Here is a 16,466-nt window from a genome sequence, read left to right on the forward strand (position 1 = left end):
TCGGCCCATGACGAGCAAAAACCACTGGGAGACGATCTACGCCACTAAGGCCACTGAGTCGTTGAGTTGGTACCAAGCCCATGCCGATGCCTCACTCCGGCTGCTTCAGGCTGCCGGCCTACCACTGGATGCGGCGATCATCGATGTGGGCGGGGGTGCCTCCACGCTTGTGGATGACCTCCTGAACCTTGGCTATTAACGGATCACGGTTCTGGACCTTTCCAGCGCGGCACTGGCCGTGACCAGAGAGCGGCTTGGCGCACGCGCCGCTGCGGTGCAGTGGCTGGAGGCCGACATCCTCACGACCACCCTGCCCGACGATGCTTATGACGTCTGGCATGACCGGGCGGTGTTTCATTTCCTCACCAGCCCCGCCGATCAGCAGGCCTATGTCCGGGCCGTGCTGCAGGCGATCAAGCCTGGTGGCACTCTGCTCCTGGCAACCTTTGCCGAAGACGGCCCCACCACTTGCAGTGGCTTGCCTGTGGTGCGTTACAGCCCTGAGAGGCTCCAGGAAACTTTGGGGACAGCATTCCGTTTGCTCGATCATGGGTGGTTGCGCCATCGCACACCAGGCGGCGCGGAGCAACACTTTCTGTCCTGTCGGTTCCAACGGACTTCCCCATCGTTTGCATAGGAGCCTGTCCGGTTGCTGTGGTGATCCTGATGACCTCCCAGACGCGAGAACAGCACCGCGGCTGGTTGGCGGGCCTGATTGCTGCCGCCCTGTTCGGCTCCAGCGCTCCGCTGATCGGCAGCTTGAGCCACGGGCCGTCCCCCGTGCTCGTGGCGGGTCTGCTGTACGCCGGTGCGGCATTGGTGCTGTTGCCCCTGGCAGTGGCCGAGGCCCCGACCAGCCGCCACGCTCCGATCCAGCGGCAGGATTTCCCCCTGTTAGGGCTGATCACCCTGTTGGGCGGCATCGCCGGACCGATCGCCCTGGTCAAGGGCCTGGCGCTGCTCACCCCGGGGGCCTCGGCGCTGCTGCTCAACCTGGAGGCGGTGTTCACGGTGCTGATTGCCGTGGGGGTGGGTAAGGAGCACCTCGGTCGTGACGGCTGGGCGGCGGCCGCCCTGACGCTCACCGGAGCCCTGGTGCTCTCGGCGGGTCCGCTAGGCGGCAGCCAATGGAAGGGCGTGCTGTGGATCGCCCTGGCCTGCCTGTGCTGGGGCATCGACAACAACCTCTCCCAGCGCCTCAGCCTGCGCAACCCCCTGCAGATCTCCGCCGCCAAGGCCCTCGGGGCTGCCCTGCCGATGCTGGCCGTGGCCCAGCTGCAGGGGCACCCGGTCCCGTTCGTCTGGATGAGTGCCGCCCTGCTCGGCATCGGCAGCCTCGGCTATGGCGTGTCGATCTGGCTCGACATGGTGGCGCTGGCCTCCCTTGGCGCCGCCAGGGAAGCCGTGGTCTTCTCCACCGCTCCCTTCCTTGGCGCTCTGGTGGCGGTGGGTCTGCTGGGTTCACCGCTCAGTCCATCGCTGCTGCTGGCGGCGGCCGCCATGGCGCTCAGCACAGGCTTGCTGCTGCGATCCAGCCATGGCCACTGGCACCGCCATGCCGAACTCGATCACCAGCACCGTCACTTCCACGCCCCTGTAGACGGCGATGCGCACCACCTTCATTCCCACCGTTCGGAGGATCTCGCGGACCTCGAGCCTGGCCAGCCCTTCTGGCACAGCCATCGCCACCGCCATGACCCGCTGGCCCACGAGCACCCCCACGTCAGCGACGTGCACCACCGCCATCAGCACTGAGTCGTCCGCTCTGCCTACTCCTCAGATCCGGATCAATGGCCAGCTCCCCGCTGGTGATCCCCAGCCGCTGGTCAGTGCGCTCCAAGCGGTTCGGGCAAAAGCGCAGCAACTGGCGGCCATGGATCAGCCAGCCCTCCATTGGGGTCAGGGAGACACGAGGTGATGGACGACTCATGCCTCTGTGAGTCGGGCCTCGATCAACCGGCAGCACTCCTGCACATCACTCGCGCTCTCTACCCCCTTGCTGAGCGAGCAGAAGAACTCACGCCACAGCGGCGGCACCGCCAGCAGGATCAGCGGCCTACCCGCATTAAGCGCATGGGCGGCTTCTGATGCTGTGCCGGGGCCTCCGCGCCCGCAGATCACCACCACATTGGCGCTGAGCACGTTGATCACGTTGCGGGCCTTGCCCATGCCGGTGAACAGGGCCAGATCCAACTCCGCCGTGCTTTGCCTGTCGTCACCCTTCCCTTCATCGGGCAGCACCCCCACCACCAGGTGCCCCTCCACCCGCACTGCGCCGCGGCTGGCCGCCGCCATCACCCCCGCAGGTCGGCCACCGGTGAGCAGCACCCATCCTCTGGTGCTGATGCACTCCCCCAGCTCCTCGGCCAGGGCCACAGCCTCAGCCGAGGCGCCCTCTCCTGCACCCATCACACCCACAACTGTTCGTCGGTTGCTCATGCCACCTCCGGGCACCAGCCGCGCTGGCGCGTCATGTCCTCGGTCCAACCCTGGCAGCGGCGGGTGAGGTGCTCCCCTTGGGTCAGCAGGCCCTGGTGCAGCTGGCAGGTGAGCAGGGGGATGCAGTTCACGCCGGCATGGTGGCGAAACCAGTGGCATGTCATGCAGACCTTGCCGCTGCGGCTGGCCACCAGCACCACCCCATCGAGGTAGGGCCAATGCTCGTAGCCGCCATCGTCTGCCGCTGAGCTGGGCGCCCTCCGGGTGCCGCGGGAGCGGGGTGGGGAAGCAGCCACGGCGACACCATCACAGAGAACACCTGTACTAGCAGAGGTCATCTAGTTCTGGCCAGCTCGGGCGCGACCTCAGCTGGATCCCCAGGTGACAACGACGCTGTAAGCGGGCTGATGGATCCGGCGCCCAGACCAGCACCCGATTCCTTGAGGCCCCCCGCCAGGAACTGCCATGGACGACGCGGCGTAGGTCAGCACCGCTGAGGGGGGTTCAGCCCTGACCCCGGTGAGAAGCACAGAAAGGCTCAACTGGCCTGGTGCGGTTTCTTGACCTTGCCGCACAGGGGTGAGCTCTCCACAGGATTCCGCTCGAACGCGAAGCGAGCTCGGATGAAGGCCGTGCCTCAGACGATTGTCGTTGCAAGAGGTGGGCAGGCCCGTTACGCTGGCTCTGAAAACTACCTCAACCAGGAGAACCAAGGCCACTGGTTATTCTGGTGCCTCAGCCTTGGTGCCACTTCTGGATGACAGCACAGCCGGGGGAATGATCTCTGAGCTGGTGCGCTAGGGCCTGCAGCAGCTGATCGAGCTGGAGGTCACTGCCGTGCTCGGTGCGGAGCGCCATGAGCGCAGCAATGACCGGCTCGGCTACCGCAACGGCTACCGGCCGCGCACCCTGGCCACCCAGGCCGGCGACATCGACCTGCTGATCCCCAAACTGCGCACCGGGGGCTTCCTTCCCTCGATCCTCGAGCCCCGCCGCCGCGTCGATCAGGCCCTCTATGGCGTGGTGATGGAGGCCTACATCGGCGGCATCTCCACCCGCAAAGTGGACACCCTGGTGGCGGCCCTGGGCGTCCAGAGCGGCATCCCCAAGACCCAGGTGAGCCGCATCTGCCAGGGCATCGACCAGCAGGTACAGGCGTTCCTGAACCGGCGGCTCCAGGATTCTGGCTACGCCTACGTCTATCTCGATGCGACGTACCTTCACGGCAGGCTGGGCCGGGCCCTGCAGGTCTGCTCCAGGGCTGCTTTGATCGCCATGGGCGTCATGCCTACGGCCGCCGTGAACTGCTTGGCCTGCAGGTAGGTCACAGCGAAACCGAGAGCCTCTGGAGCGAGTTCATTTGCTCGCTCAAGGATCGCGGCCTCACTGGCGTCAAGCTGGTGATCAGCGACGCCCACGTGGGCCTCACCAACGCGATCCGGCGGATGCTGCAGGCCTGCTGCTGGCAGCGCTGCAGGGTCCATTTCGCCAGAAACCTGCTTCAGCGGGTTCCCAAAGCCCACTAGGGGATGGTCACGGCGGCCCTGCGCTCGGTGTTCAGCAAGGAGGACGCCGTTGGCCTGGTGGAGCGCTGGGGTGGCCTGGCCGCCACACTGGCCGAGCGTTTCCCCAAGGCAGCTGAGCTGATGGAGAAGGCCAAGGAGGACGTGCTGGCATTCCGCTCCTTCCCGCAGCCCCACTGGAAAAAGGTCTGGAGCACCAACCTTCTCGAGTGCGTCAATGAGCAGGTCAAACGCCGAAACCGGGTCGTCGGCATCTTCCCGAACGACGCTTCGATCACGCGCCTAGTGGGGGTGGTGCTGCTGGAGCAGGACGAGCACTGGCAGCTTGAGGGCCGGCGGATATTCTCCGCAGACAGCAAGGCCGCCATCCCGTCGCTGAAGGATCTGCCGGCCCTGCAGGACTGCCTGGAATAAGCGCCCACACCTAGGCCCCAGGAAATCGTGGTCGTGGCGCCCCCGGGGGCGCAGCGGCCTCGATCACCGCCCGGGGGCCGGCACAGCCGGGACAGCGCCCCGCAAAGCGGCGAACGCCAACAGCACAGCTATGCTCCAGGCGAATAACTTGACAAGTCAATCGTCTGGGTTCATGGTGAAGAAACGAGGCGTATCTGCACCTCGGGAATGACAGCCCGTCATTCTATCCTGTTCACACTCGGACCAGGGCAATCGGGCCTCAGCTTTTACACAACGCGAAGGGAAGCGGCCTAGTTGAATCGTTTCTTTTTGTGCCGCCCTTGGTTAACCATGCTAGGCTCCCAATCTATCCATTCAATGGCATTCGACTCAGTGACAACAACTCTCGGCTGCCACGGTGGTGCTTACGCCGGCTTGCCGCGACTTGTTGAGGACTTACCAAATAGCCTGCTTTAACCAAATGCAATCATTCTGCGTCTTACCACTACGCCGGCATGCGGATCATCAATCTTATTCAAGTTAAGTCTCGCCAAGAAGTCTCCATACTCAGTGGTTAATGGATTCTGCTCGTTGACAACATAAAGACAAAAGTCTCCCGCAGCATCAAAGAAGCCTGCTTGGCGCATGCCACCAACTGAACCTATAGAGTCGTCTTTGCAGATACGATCAAGAACCCCGAATGCTTTCTTCGCGCAAGACACTGAAGAAAAGTCTTGCCCAAGCATTGATCTGAAGTCGGACTGTCCATCACCTATCGCATAAGCCTCTTCGTGCTGGGAGAGAACTTGATACTTTACGAGGCAGTTCAGAGTGCCAACACTAGACAGGTCCACTTTCGCTTCGAACCAAGCAAGCTTCAAGGAAGTCCTGTCTTTTGGATCACGTCCAGCGAGAAAGAAGTCCACGGTATAGTCATAGTCAAGATCCTGGCACAGATGAATGGATAGCTCTTCGTAGATCCGCTTTACAAGCTCGCAGACTACTTCAAGGCTGAGAGTCACGCTCTCTGGAATGTATTGCAAGTTTGCAAGTGCTAAGTCAAGATAGCATTAAAAGACATGCATTCCAGCAACGTTCCCGCTGAATGCAATGCCATAGACACTGTCAAAGGCTTGCCCTTCATCAAGTGGCTCGACAGCCTTGACTCTAACCGGCGATACCTTTACACAATAATGGCTGCTGTGTGAACTGCTGCTCATTTGAGAATCTGAACCCAGGTATATCTGGGTCTTGCCGCTGTTTAGTTCTTCAACCACGGCGATTGCAAGCGTCACTCGACCGAATGGATGAAGTGGCAAGTCAGCCTAGCCAAAAGCCCAGCAACTTGCAATCTCGGCGAACGACTTCCAGCATGGTTCAGCCTATGTGTTCGTGGTTGTTTAGATTTCTGGACAAGGACCATTGACGATATGTGAGAAGGATTGCTACCTTTAACGGAATCTCCAACCCAGGAGATTCCCCCATGCATTGACTATAGTTCAAGACCTCGGTCGCCATGGGGGCGAACAGTTTTCGCAAGACGCACCAGGAGATCGCCGCCGCGAAATCGCGGAGCCCCCCGATCCAGGGGAGGCTGTGGAGGAAGCAGCTCCTGGAGGGCGCGAAGATGATCCAGTAGGAACGATATCGACGCCGCAGCCAAGCGTCTGCTTCCACCAAGTCATAGAAGTGACTTCACATGTTTGTTGCATCAATATCGGATTTCTTCTCGTCCTCGAAATCTTCAGGGAATCTCTGGGAGATCTCTTCGGCAGTAGTGACCGCTGTTTTCCGCATCTCTTCTATACCGCTGAATAACTCAATGCCCATTACTTCGCCACAACTGGAATAGTACTGTGCCATTAGAATCGAGATTTCTGATGCACGGTTCATGATGCTTTCGAACTCATTTGCCAATGCAAACGCATGTAGGTCATTACCGTCTAGCTGTGACGTTGTCTCGTTAGTTATTTGGGGATTGCCCTCTTCGTCGCAGGAGTTGGCATTAAGGAGCTCAATGTCCCGACCAAAGCTGCAGGGCGCAAATAATCCCTCTTTGTGGACCGACGATGGCAGTGAACTACCTTCAACGGAACCATTTGCTTTTCCGATATTGGTGTTATCGGTGTCCTGAATGAAGCTCATGGTGAAAACCCTCAAGTGATTGGTAAGTGTTGACGTGAAGTCCGTAGTCCTGGTATTTCTGCTCTGTGCATGGAGGTAAACTCTTCTAATGTGAAGACGAAGCACTGTCCATTCAGAGCATGGCTCACTTGTTTGAGCCTAACGACCCGCTATGCATGGTGTTCTCGGGGGGGGGGCATGCATCAAATAGCCTGGAACGGCCGCGTCTAGCTGTGGTTGACATTTGCTACCAGAGTCAGCTTGTATCTTCATAGCACTCATCAATCCTCGATGTTGAGATTGAGGCGGCAAGCAGACTCGACTGGACTCTGTCGGGATCCCAGCGAATAAACCGGCTGATCCGAATGTAGTCTCGACCAGGGAGCAGTACTTGTGACTCACGAAGGCTGCGAATAAACCACCGTGTACAGCTGAGTCGTTCTGCTAGCTGATCTGTAGTGATCCAGTGGGTTGATGTAGTCGAGTCGGGACGTGGATGCCGTTCAGTAGATGATTTCATGGGGGTCGGAGGAAACCCACAACACCCCAAAGGGCTTGTGGAAGTGAGTTTCGCTACGGCAACGATTTGCGGACCGGCTCCGGGCCGGGCTCTACCTCGGTGGGTAGAGCAGTGCGATTTGTTTACCTCCTCAGATCGGCAATCCGGAGCCGATTTTGAGGGCGGAGTGAATGGAGCGTGCACACCCACTGCAGCAGTTCTAGCACCCCATCTAACAACCTGGCAACCCCATAAGTGCAGGCCGGATCCTCTCAGACTCACCAACCCTTCCCTGCCAGGCGTTCTCGAGCCCTTTGCACTTGTCGTGCGGTGTGGTCCTCACTGCTCCATGGATAGGAGTCAATGTGGATCTGAAGAGAGTGACCCATAAGATCCGCTGCACCTGCGGCATCAATACCCAGTCGATGACATCGTAGTGAGTAGGCATGCCGAAGTCCATACAGCGTCGCATGCTCACTGCGTGCAGCAGCAGCAGCAACCATTGTCTTCCATGACGGCTTATTTCTTAGATAAAGCCGAATGGCATCAGCAACGCCGTTCGTTGCTGAGAATGTTGGCAGTTTCAGGACGTTGTCTTCCCACCGTTCATGTAGTTCCCACTGCTGAACGGTTCCGTTGTGGTCCATCAGTGGCAATGACTCTACCCAGCGTGGCTTCGTGCTGCCACGTCCAGATTTCTTCTCGTAGGCCACATGCCAGCGTCGCTTACCACTGCGTGGATCTTCCCGAATGCTGAGATACTGAAGTTCAATAGGTCGAAGTCCCAGCTCCGCAATCAGACGTAAGGCATCAGACCATGGCTCGTCAGGAAGGCTTTCTACCATTGCCACGATGTCTGCATCCGGAATGGGGTCCGACTTCTGAACACGGCGTCCATCCCTCGGAGCTGCACCGATCAACTCACGCATGGAGCCAGCCGGCAGCCATGCCTTCGGAAAGTCGCAGCGATGGACAGAATGATCGAGAAATGCCGCTAGGGCGCGTACTCCTATCTCCCTGGCCCGGCAGCCGCTCTGCCAGTGGCTAGTGGCGGCTTCAATAAGACCAGTGGCGTCCTTCGGGGGGTCGGCGGACTCCATTAATTGGAGTGCCCGCTGGAGCACGGGCAGGTATTTCCTGTTCCAGGTGGTCTCGCTCACGGCTGTCCCCCGCGTCGTCTTAGCTCGGTTGAAGGACGCCAGAGCCTTTGGCCAGTCCAGACGTGCCTGACTGGAGCGGCCCTCCACCAGTGGCATGGCCTGCCGCAAGCTCAGAGAAGGTTCCCTCTGCAGTTCTGATGCCAGCTGCGTGACCCTATTGATGATCGGGCCTTGGCTTGCACTGGTCCACGCGTAGGGGAGCTGAACGCTTTGAACCTTCTGATTGGCATGAGGAACCTTGATCTCAAGGCGGGTCATGCCGTTTCGATCGCCCCGAACGTGCCATCCCGTACCCCCTGCCGCCTGGCGGACGGCTGCGTTGAGTGCTCTCGCCCAGACGGCCGGCTTGGCCTTCGGAGGCTGCTTTCGAGCGGCGTTCACCATCCGATCATTCTGGCAAGCACTAGGCAGAATGTACGACGGATTTACGACCAGCGGCTTGCAACGGGCACCGCGGAACAACAGCCACACCCATAGAAGTACTGCTATGACTTGATCAGCCTAGTGAGAGCGGGAGGCTGCCAGGGCTTTGGGAGCACTAGGTCGCAGGTTCGAATCCTGTCGCCCCGATTGACTTTTCAGGGATTGGTGACCACCTCCGGTTGGCCATGGGTTGGACGGAAGCCCATCGGGCTTGAGGTAACGCCCTCTCCTGGACGGAGATCCGGACCCCCCTTCGCCGACGCAGGCTGTGGAGCAGTGGCAACAGTTCCAGAAGGCGGGCTTGGGCCGTTTTGAGCGGCAGTGCTAGTTCAGATCACTCCGTCAGGGCTAGGAGCCTGTTGTGTGTAGACCAACAGGCTCCTAGACGTAAGCGGCCCGGCCTGGCGTCTTCAGGCGTGATACCAGGCCGTGCCGCTGATCCTGGCTCAGCTCAGCCCATTCCGGCCTTGCCCTTGACGTCTTCAACAGCATTCCGGCCTTTAGCCTCAGCCTGCTTCGCCTTACCGGCGAGGCGATCTCCCTTGTTGCCAGTGACCTTGCCAATCGATTCCTGGGTCTTGCCCTCGATGTCCTTGGCGCCAGCCTTGACGCGGCCGGCGGTGGAGGCCAGGGGCAAGGGGGAGGCGCTGAGAGTGAAGGCTCCTGAGGCCTGGGCGGGAGCGCTCAAAGCCGGCGTGGCGATCAACACCAGCAGGCTGAAGACAAGGCCAAGGCAAGTGGCGGCCAACTGGCGCAGAAAACGAAAGTGGTGCTTCATGGTGACGATAGCGAGGGTGGAAGGAGGTTTAGTGCAATGAAAAGAAAAGCTGTGGCAACCAATACTGAATGTCCAGAGTTGTTCAATAGTCAGTAACCACTGATTACTGGACTCCGATCACAATGATCTGAGCAGAACATTATGATTAACGCTGCTATTCACATTGCGCTGCGCCGGCCGGTGAGGAAAGAGATCACGGCAAGCACGAGAAACACAAGGAACAGGATCTGAGCGATGCTCGCAGCTGATCCGGCGATACCGCTGAAGCCCAGGACCGCAGCGACGATCGCAATGACAAAGAAAGTAATGGCGTAGTTAAGCATGACGAAGCTCCTAAAGTGTGTTGATCAGCTGAGCAATCTCTATTTAGTTGGTGGCGTCGCGCACTGTGTCTTTCAGGTCTTCCATGGCATGTTCACCGCTGGCTTGGGCTTGCTTGACCTTGCCTGCTAGCTGATCCTTCTTGTTACCGGTGATGTTGCCAGTGGCCTCCTGAACTTTGCCTTCGATGTTCTTAGCGGTGGCTTTCATGTCTTTTCCCATACCCATGACTGACTCCTTTGTGGATGTTCACACCCATGTGATATGGATGTGCTCTAAGTCTGCTCATGAACACGGGCATTGATTCGCCAATGGTCTTTCGTCTTTCTTAAGCTCTTCTGCATTAAGTCTGCAGGATCGATAAGTTTATTCAGCCATATTCTGATATGGGCACATTGATGCGCATCGTCAGCACATCTGCTTCATTTCAGTGGATCTGTGCAGGGCACTCCTCGAAACCAGCCATTACGCCTCCACTTCCCCATGAAGGAAGGATTGGGTTCAGCTAGGAGTTTGTGGCCCGTAGACCGTGGCCAGCCTCTCCACAGAAGCCCCTGAAACCGCCCAGATCTATGTTGCTGCAATCAATCTGGGCGAGAGAATGGGGTATGCCCAAGACCTTCCGCCCCTGGCAGCCTGAGCAGACCACCCTGCTGCCGCCATCACCCAGTGACTGACGCTTAGAAGACCATCAGGTGTATTCATGCTGGATCTGGTGGATGAACTGGATCTCTCACAGGTCCTGATCCCTGCTCAACCCAAGGATCCCCGCGGGGAGAAGGGCTTTACCCCCAGGATGTAGCCGGCAGGCTTCCGCGAAGCGGCTGACGTTGCTGCTGCTCGGTGCGTACTGCGTGGGCATCGTCTCTTCCCGCAGGATCGAGCACGCCTGCTACGAGGACCTGGCCTTCCGGGTGCTGACGGCCAACCAGCAGCCAGACCACAGCCGCATCAGTGAGTTCCGGCGCCGCAACCTTGACGCGCTCACTTGACGCGCTCATGGGTCTGTTCATTCAGATCCTGCGGCTCTGTCAACCAGTCTGGATGGTGAGCATGAGCCATGTGGCGCTGGATGGCACCAAGGTTCAGGCCAATGCCTCCAAACACAAGGCCGTGAGCCATGAGTGGATGCTCAGGGCGGAAAGGGAGCTCCAGCAGGAGATCAACGCCTTGTTGCGCAAGGCCCAAATCCTGGATGCCCAGGAGGATCGTCGCTACGGCAAGGGGAATCGTGGCAGTGATCTGCCTGATGTCCTGCGCCTGGCGCTGGTGGCCTGGTGTGCCAGCAGAGCGAACAAGCTGGCTACGGATCAGGTCTTGGGCTCCTGAGGTACCGGCGGAAGCCGCCGCTCTACCTGCAGAAACACCAGCCAGGCCAAGCCGGCAGCGATGCCGCCGGTCCAGTCACTGCGCAGCAGCTCCACGATCGAGATCGTGCTGGCGCCAATACGGAGGCCACGCAGTAGGAAGCGGCCCAGCTTCTCAAGGTTTAAGGGCATGAGCAGGGGCTCGAGCTTCAGGTTGGCGGGAGGCTAGAACCCGCCAGCAGATAGGCGATCAGCGCAACCAACTGCTCCGTCCGATCCAGGCGTTGCTCCAGGTGCTGCAGCTCAGGGCCGCTGGCCTTGCTGCAGGCCATGCCGTCGCTCCTGCCGCTGGCTGCCAACTGTCCACTGGATGTGCCGCCCTTGGTGCCGTTGACCGGGAGGGCGCTACGCAAGGGGGGACTGTCGGGATGGCTGAGCAGGATGTCCACCTGTTGAAGCTTGGGGCCACTGATGGGGCCCTTGATGCCGCGATGAAGGCGATAGTCGAGCAGCACCGTGGCTTCTACAGCGCTCCGCGAATCCACCAGGAGCTATGTGCTGACAGCCGCAAGATCGGTCGGCAGCGAGTTGCCCGGCTCTTGCAACTCAGCAGCTGGCAATGAGCTGGTGCCGGCCTATCTGCGGATCCATAACGGCAGGAAGCGCCACATGGCCGTGGGTGGAGTCACCCCCCAACAGCGGCTCGAGCAGCTGCAGACATGAACAACCTGGCGGGAAAGCCCACTTAACAGGGCACTTGAGCACCGGGAGATTGAACCAGATCAACTCCTGATCCAAACCGATCAGGGCAGCTAATCCAGGGCGACGGCCAACCGGCAGCTGCTTGAGGTCCGCAAGATCAGCTGCAGCATGTCTGGCAATGGCTGCTGCGGGGATAACAACGTGGTGGAGATCTTCTTCTCCACCCTCAAACACGAGCTGGACCTCGATGACGATGCTTCAGTTCTGTAAATACCCCAACAGCTGCAGAGGCAATTGGCATTCTGGAACAACAGTTGCTACAACCGCGAGCGCCGTCACTGAAGGAGCGGTTTGCACAGCCCAATTGATCACGAGCAGCAGTAGATCGCTGCCCGTACACTCACCATCGCTAGGCCCTGATAACTGTCCACCGAATCGGGGTAACCCCAGTCCCAGGGATCCGCTCCTCGGTGGCCAAGTAGGAGAACAGGGGTCTGATTCTCTTCTGCCGGCCGCTCATCCGCTCAGTGCAGTTATGTCATTCTTACGGAATGGACTGGGTTTTCAGCAGTCTCCTAGAACAACACTGGGAATAAGACTCAGAAGAACGTTGCAACACCGAATTCATCGACCGTGCAGGTGCCATCGGTGAAGTCGAAAAGGCCACCATTGGCACCACCGATGGATTCAAAGCCCATGAGATTCATGGTCAAGCCATCCGAAGTAATCCGTCCTCCTCTGATGGTGTACTCACCTTCACCGAAGAGGATCCGGTCGCTCCCGTCGCCACCTTTAAAGTTCCCAGTTCCGAAGCCCTTGAGGGTGTCGGTTCCGATGCCGAGGGTAGTCGTTCCATCTCCACGAAAACCACCAACAAGTGCATCAATGGTGTCGGCACCTTCGCCTGTATCGATTGTGCTGAAATTGAAAATGCCGACATTGGTGTCTCCGGTGATGTTTAGACTGCTTCCGGTGAGTATGTCATTGCCAGAGCCTGTATTGATTGTGCCAACGTTACTGATCCCAGCGCCATCACTGAAGGGGGAGTTGGGGTTGAAGCTGGAGGTGCCGGTGATGATGTCATCGCCGGCACCAGTATTGATGATGCCTAGGTAGTTACTGATGCCTTGGCCGCCTTCAGTGCTGCCAGTGATGGTGTCGTCGCCGTCGCTTGTATCGATCGTGGCTCCAACCGTGTTGAAAATGCCTGCCCCCTGCCCTTCATTGCTGCCGGTGATGGTGTCTTTGCCGAGACCTGTATCAATCCTGCTACCGCGTGCGTTGGCTAAGCCGTTCTGGGAGACGCTGGTGCCGTTGATGTTGTCGTTACCGGCGCCTGTATCAATTGTGCCCTTGTTGCCGATGCCATACGTATTATCGCCAATACCCGTAATGCTGTCGTTGCCGGCGCCTGTATCGATTGTGCCGCTGTTGCCAATGCCGCCGGCACCGCTGAAGCCGTCTTTCATGCCGATGCCGGTAATGGTGTCATCGCCGTCTCCAGTAATAATCGTGCCGAGCTCGTTGGCGATGGCGACGCTGTTGCTGTTGCTGTTGCTGTTGCCGGTGATGGTATCGTCGTCGTCGCCGGTATTGATCGTGCCGCTGTTGTAGATTCCGGCCGAGCCTATGCCGCTGATAGTGCCGGTGACGGTGTCATCGCCACCACCGGTAGTGAGTGTGCCGATGTTGCCAAAGCCACCACCGATACCGGTGACTGTGTCGTCGCCGATGCCGGTGTTGAGCGTGCCTGCCATGTGGAAGGTGTCGTTGCCGGCAATGGTGTCGTTACCAGCCCGGGCATTAACAGTCCGTCCTGCTGGAATGAACCAGCCGTCATCTGATTCGACAAAATCGGAGCGATTCGTGAACAGATCTTGGGTAAGGGTTGCCATGTCGATATCGTTGTGTGCCCATATCATGCTATGAGACACCCCGCTGGCTGTCACCAGCCGTGTTGATGCATCGCAACAACCTCGCTTTCCGTGTCGTAGGGCCATCCAGCCGCTTGGATGCCACTTCATCCATTCCGCGCTGAGGATGCGCCTGGAGATCGGCCGTGCGACTGAGAACCATTTCGTGTATGCGGGGCATTGCATCGAGCTGCTCAGGGAGAACCCAGAGACGCTGATCCAGGTTCTGGCTGAGGTCCGACAGGCGGTGGAGTTGATCGTGCCGATGCCGAGGAAATCTCAGCCCTTGACCCGAGGAGTGGGGTCGCCAAGGTGCGTCAGGCGTAGCCAATGGTCGCGGCAATCGTGGATTGGACTCAGCTCAGAATTCAGTCCAAAGCCTCAGAGTCGATTGGCTGATTATTCTGAACTATCATGAATTGATTCATCTGAGGTCTCTTGGCATGGCGATTTCAAGTCGAGATCGCCTAGCCCCATGGACACTGTCACCATGAAATCAAAGAGGCCTTCCGCTGTTGTTGCGACAACGTAGTCAAGCTACTTTGAATACAAGAAGACCCAACCTGAGCATGATCAGAATCAGCTGTTATGGATTTGAGAGCAAGCCAAGAATGGGGCACATCTCTGTTTTGGGCCATTTAATCCACATGATGGCACTGGGCTTGGAGCATACATGCAGAACATTTTGAAATCGCCAAAGTGAATGTGGCATCTAGTCCTAGGGAAACCCTGGGCAACGCCGTCCGTGCAGCGACTAACGGTGGCAAATGTCCGATATGAGCACATCTATGGGCCTCAAGGCTTACGGAAGCTCTAGACAACGCTGTTCGCGCAAGCGCCAATAGGGCAACCTCTTCGACTTCAATAGATGTCTGTCTCTGAAGTCGAAAATGCGCAAGATATCTTTGACTTCGTCCAGTTCTTGACCTGTCCTATCCTCGGTCGATGCCCAACGGGCACAACAATCCCATAGTCAGCTCAGGAGCAGTTACCGTCGGGCAAAGAACCGGTGTGCTAATGCGGCCAGAACCTTCACCTTACTGCTGTTGTTCGCCATGCCCTGTAGCCGGGTCTTCAGAAAGCCAAACTGCTTTTTGATCACGCGGGAGGGATACTCAACCTTGGCCCGGATATTGGCCTTGGCTCATTCGCACCATTCATCCACCCAGCCTTCAGATGTCTATGGCAGGTGCTTTCGTTTCCCGGGTCGCATCGCCATTCGGAACGTCCTGGCATTGCCTTCCATCTCAGGGCGCTTCTCGATCCCCTGGTATCCGGCATCCCCCTAGACAACCTCCTCCTCTCCATGCGGCAGTTCTGCCACTGGGGTCAGGTCATGCACATTGACGGCAGTCGTTTCCACTGAGTGGATCAGAGCGGTGTCCTTGTCCACCCCGTTGTGGACTTTCATCCCAAAGTGCCACTGAATGCCTTTCCTGGTCTATGCATTTCAGGATCACGCTCCTTAGCGTAGTTCTTTGAGGAGTTGGGAGCTGAGATCAAGGTCGCATCTGTGATGGTGCCCTGCTTCATCGCCATAGCGCGGTCCTCGAGGTAGGCCTTGAACGTCTCAAAGATTTGATCGCCGAGATTGTGCTTCTCGAGTAAGTGGCGGAACACCAGGATCGTCGGCTCATCCGGGATCCGATCGCTGATCAGGTCCATACCAGGGAACGTCGCATGTTGGGGATCTCGATGAGGGTCTCCTCCATGGTTGGGTCACTGAGCGAATGAATTGCTGCATCAGGCGGATTCGCAGCATAGTGGCCAGAGGAAAAGGCGGCCTGCCTCCCATTTTGCCAACTTTTGGGTAGTGAGGTTTGATCAGCACTACCAGGTTCTGCCAGGGCACCCACCTCTGCATCTCGGCGAGGACGTTCTCAAGCCTGATGTGCTTCATGGCTGTGGTCAACTTGCATTCAGTGAATCCGGCTAGTTGCCGTCCATCGACCCAGTGTTGACCAAAATTGACCGCTCCTTACTCGCTTGAATCGCATGGTTTTCCAGCGTTTCCCTAGGGCTAAGGACGGAACACTGGGTGATCAAGCGGGAGCTGTGGAGTGAATGGATCGTATTAGCCTCAGTCGCTATCAATAAGCTATGATCATCTTCTCAGTGCGCACTTATGGCGACTGCCTCAGTCTTGTGTGATGGGCTAGAGGATGTGCGCTTCTCTGGAGGCCAAGGAATGAATCGACTCCTTCATGCCGTTGGGGCCATCGTTGTCGTTCCATACGTTGTGCTGGCACTCTTCTTCCTTTGCATCGGTGAGGTTGCACGAGCAAGAGGCCTTGGTGCCCTAATTGAGATCGCCTGGAATAGCCTTGACTGGTTCGCCTGGGGTATCTACTTAGCCCCTGCGCTTTGGGTTTGCCTTGTCGCCACAGGTTTTATACCCAGCCTGCAAAGAGCAAGCTCACTTTGCCTGTGCCTGCTTGCTGGTGTCAGCTTCCTTATGGTTGTCACCTTGTCTTCGAATCAAATTGGCATTGGCGAGTTCATTTTCCTGCTCCCCTGCATCGGCGTTGCCGCGACCAGCGCTTGGCTATCCGCTCAGACTAGTCGCAAGACGCCGTCATCCTGTTCTTCTGCAGACTTCTAAGCAGAGCTCAAGGCCAGGGTCGCGTCGGTAGATGTGGATAACACTGGGCGGCTGTTCGGCGGTATCTGGACGATTTGCAGACAGTCTGCCGACGTGAATCGTTCAGATCTGCTGTGGCACCGGTCTTCGGTCCATTCACAGGAGGCCCTCCGTTGCGACGCTTCGGCGTGAACCATCCAGACCAGACCCAGCCCTGGACCGCGGCAGAACGCTCGCGGCTTCAGCAGCTCCAGCGGCGCCAGCCGCACTAGCTCAGGACAGGCCATCCGCAGACCTTGCCAA

18 protein-coding genes and 2 pseudogenes are annotated in these 16,466 nt (G+C 58.4%); 8 read left to right on the forward strand and 12 right to left on the reverse strand.

Annotation, left to right across the window (positions count from 1 at the left end):
* Positions 1 to 7: 7 nt before the first annotated feature.
* The 3 genes from ACWJI3_RS03505 to ACWJI3_RS03515 are packed head-to-tail and all read left to right on the forward strand — an operon-like array spanning position 8 to position 1,755.
* The gene (locus tag ACWJI3_RS03505) at positions 8 to 199 is read left to right on the forward strand and encodes a hypothetical protein (RefSeq protein WP_480202903.1); all 192 of its coding nucleotides are present in this window, start codon (positions 8 to 10) and stop codon (positions 197 to 199) included.
* 12 nt (positions 200 to 211) lie between these two features.
* Positions 212 to 637 carry a class I SAM-dependent methyltransferase gene (locus tag ACWJI3_RS03510; protein WP_480202994.1) on the forward strand — a complete coding sequence of 142 codons (426 nt, stop codon included), beginning with the start codon at positions 212 to 214 and terminating at the stop codon, positions 635 to 637.
* A 29-nt stretch (positions 638 to 666) separates the two neighbouring features.
* Positions 667 to 1,755: a DMT family transporter gene (locus tag ACWJI3_RS03515; protein WP_255100934.1), complete on the forward strand. Its 1,089-nt coding sequence runs from the start codon at positions 667 to 669 to the stop codon at positions 1,753 to 1,755.
* A gap of 171 nt (positions 1,756 to 1,926) precedes the next feature.
* Here the strand turns inward: ACWJI3_RS03515 and ACWJI3_RS03520 are convergent, their stop codons facing one another.
* Positions 1,927 to 2,439, reverse strand: coding sequence for an SLOG cluster 4 domain-containing protein (locus ACWJI3_RS03520; protein ID WP_255100933.1), 513 nt, complete (start codon positions 2,437 to 2,439; stop codon positions 1,927 to 1,929).
* Positions 2,436 to 2,735, reverse strand: coding sequence for a galactose oxidase (locus tag ACWJI3_RS03525; RefSeq protein ID WP_255100932.1), 300 nt, complete (start codon positions 2,733 to 2,735; stop codon positions 2,436 to 2,438). Before ACWJI3_RS03525 ends, ACWJI3_RS03520 begins: the two co-directional genes overlap by 4 nt.
* Positions 2,736 to 3,123: 388 nt before the next feature.
* Between ACWJI3_RS03525 and ACWJI3_RS03530 the strand changes: the two are divergent.
* A pseudogene (locus tag ACWJI3_RS03530) lies at positions 3,124 to 4,376 on the forward strand (IS256 family transposase).
* 452 nt (positions 4,377 to 4,828) lie between these two features.
* On the opposite strand, the gene ACWJI3_RS03535 reads toward ACWJI3_RS03530, so the two are convergent.
* From ACWJI3_RS03535 to ACWJI3_RS03560, 6 genes are all read right to left on the reverse strand, one after another.
* Positions 4,829 to 5,377, reverse strand: a complete 549-nt coding sequence (locus ACWJI3_RS03535; RefSeq protein WP_255100931.1) for a hypothetical protein — start codon at positions 5,375 to 5,377, stop codon at positions 4,829 to 4,831.
* 673 nt (positions 5,378 to 6,050) lie between these two features.
* Positions 6,051 to 6,500, reverse strand: a complete 450-nt coding sequence (locus ACWJI3_RS03540) for a hypothetical protein (RefSeq protein ID WP_255100929.1) — start codon at positions 6,498 to 6,500, stop codon at positions 6,051 to 6,053.
* Between the two features lie 756 nt (positions 6,501 to 7,256).
* Positions 7,257 to 8,396, reverse strand: coding sequence for a site-specific integrase (locus ACWJI3_RS03545; protein ID WP_255100928.1), 1,140 nt, complete (start codon positions 8,394 to 8,396; stop codon positions 7,257 to 7,259).
* A gap of 616 nt (positions 8,397 to 9,012) precedes the next feature.
* Positions 9,013 to 9,339: a CsbD family protein gene (locus tag ACWJI3_RS03550; protein WP_094510521.1), complete on the reverse strand. Its 327-nt coding sequence runs from the start codon at positions 9,337 to 9,339 to the stop codon at positions 9,013 to 9,015.
* Positions 9,340 to 9,497: 158 nt separating this feature from the next.
* Positions 9,498 to 9,662 (reverse strand): DUF1328 domain-containing protein, encoded by a 165-nt coding sequence (locus tag ACWJI3_RS03555; protein ID WP_255141722.1) that lies wholly within the window; start codon positions 9,660 to 9,662, stop codon positions 9,498 to 9,500.
* Positions 9,663 to 9,705: 43 nt separating this feature from the next.
* Positions 9,706 to 9,870: a CsbD family protein gene (locus ACWJI3_RS03560; protein ID WP_233132746.1), complete on the reverse strand. Its 165-nt coding sequence runs from the start codon at positions 9,868 to 9,870 to the stop codon at positions 9,706 to 9,708.
* Between the two features lie 620 nt (positions 9,871 to 10,490).
* On the opposite strand from ACWJI3_RS03560, the gene ACWJI3_RS03565 reads away from it, so the two are divergent.
* The gene (locus tag ACWJI3_RS03565; protein WP_480202904.1) at positions 10,491 to 10,652 is read left to right on the forward strand and encodes a transposase; all 162 of its coding nucleotides are present in this window, start codon (positions 10,491 to 10,493) and stop codon (positions 10,650 to 10,652) included.
* A complete protein-coding gene (locus ACWJI3_RS03570; protein WP_480202905.1) occupies positions 10,615 to 10,989 on the forward strand; it encodes a hypothetical protein in 375 nt (124 codons plus the stop codon). The genes ACWJI3_RS03565 and ACWJI3_RS03570 overlap by 38 nt, the downstream gene beginning before the upstream one ends.
* On the opposite strand, the gene ACWJI3_RS03575 is transcribed toward ACWJI3_RS03570, so the two are convergent.
* Positions 10,971 to 11,159: a hypothetical protein gene (locus tag ACWJI3_RS03575; RefSeq protein ID WP_094510761.1), complete on the reverse strand. Its 189-nt coding sequence runs from the start codon at positions 11,157 to 11,159 to the stop codon at positions 10,971 to 10,973. The two genes, ACWJI3_RS03570 and ACWJI3_RS03575, sit on opposite strands and share 19 nt — an antisense overlap.
* Before the next feature lie 17 nt (positions 11,160 to 11,176).
* Positions 11,177 to 11,512 carry a hypothetical protein gene (locus tag ACWJI3_RS03580; RefSeq protein ID WP_480203000.1) on the reverse strand — a complete coding sequence of 112 codons (336 nt, stop codon included), beginning with the start codon at positions 11,510 to 11,512 and terminating at the stop codon, positions 11,177 to 11,179.
* On the opposite strand from ACWJI3_RS03580, the gene ACWJI3_RS03585 reads away from it, so the two are divergent.
* The gene (locus ACWJI3_RS03585) at positions 11,459 to 11,590 is read left to right on the forward strand and encodes an IS3 family transposase (RefSeq protein ID WP_480202995.1); all 132 of its coding nucleotides are present in this window, start codon (positions 11,459 to 11,461) and stop codon (positions 11,588 to 11,590) included. The genes ACWJI3_RS03580 and ACWJI3_RS03585 overlap by 54 nt on opposite strands.
* Before the next feature lie 678 nt (positions 11,591 to 12,268).
* On the opposite strand, the gene ACWJI3_RS03590 is transcribed toward ACWJI3_RS03585, so the two are convergent.
* Both ACWJI3_RS03590 and ACWJI3_RS03595 read right to left on the reverse strand, forming a co-directional pair.
* Entirely contained in the window at positions 12,269 to 13,564 is a 1,296-nt protein-coding gene (locus tag ACWJI3_RS03590; RefSeq protein WP_480202906.1) for a beta strand repeat-containing protein, read from the reverse strand.
* Between the two features lie 1,006 nt (positions 13,565 to 14,570).
* Positions 14,571 to 15,482 (reverse strand): annotated as a pseudogene (locus tag ACWJI3_RS03595) (IS5 family transposase).
* A 288-nt stretch (positions 15,483 to 15,770) separates the two neighbouring features.
* On the opposite strand from ACWJI3_RS03595, the gene ACWJI3_RS03600 reads away from it, so the two are divergent.
* On the forward strand, positions 15,771 to 16,184 hold the full coding sequence (locus ACWJI3_RS03600; protein WP_480202907.1) for a hypothetical protein: 414 nt from the start codon (positions 15,771 to 15,773) through the stop codon (positions 16,182 to 16,184).
* Positions 16,185 to 16,466: the final 282 nt, after the last annotated feature.

Source organism: Marcopretia estuarina LEGE 06307, from assembly GCF_056633115.1.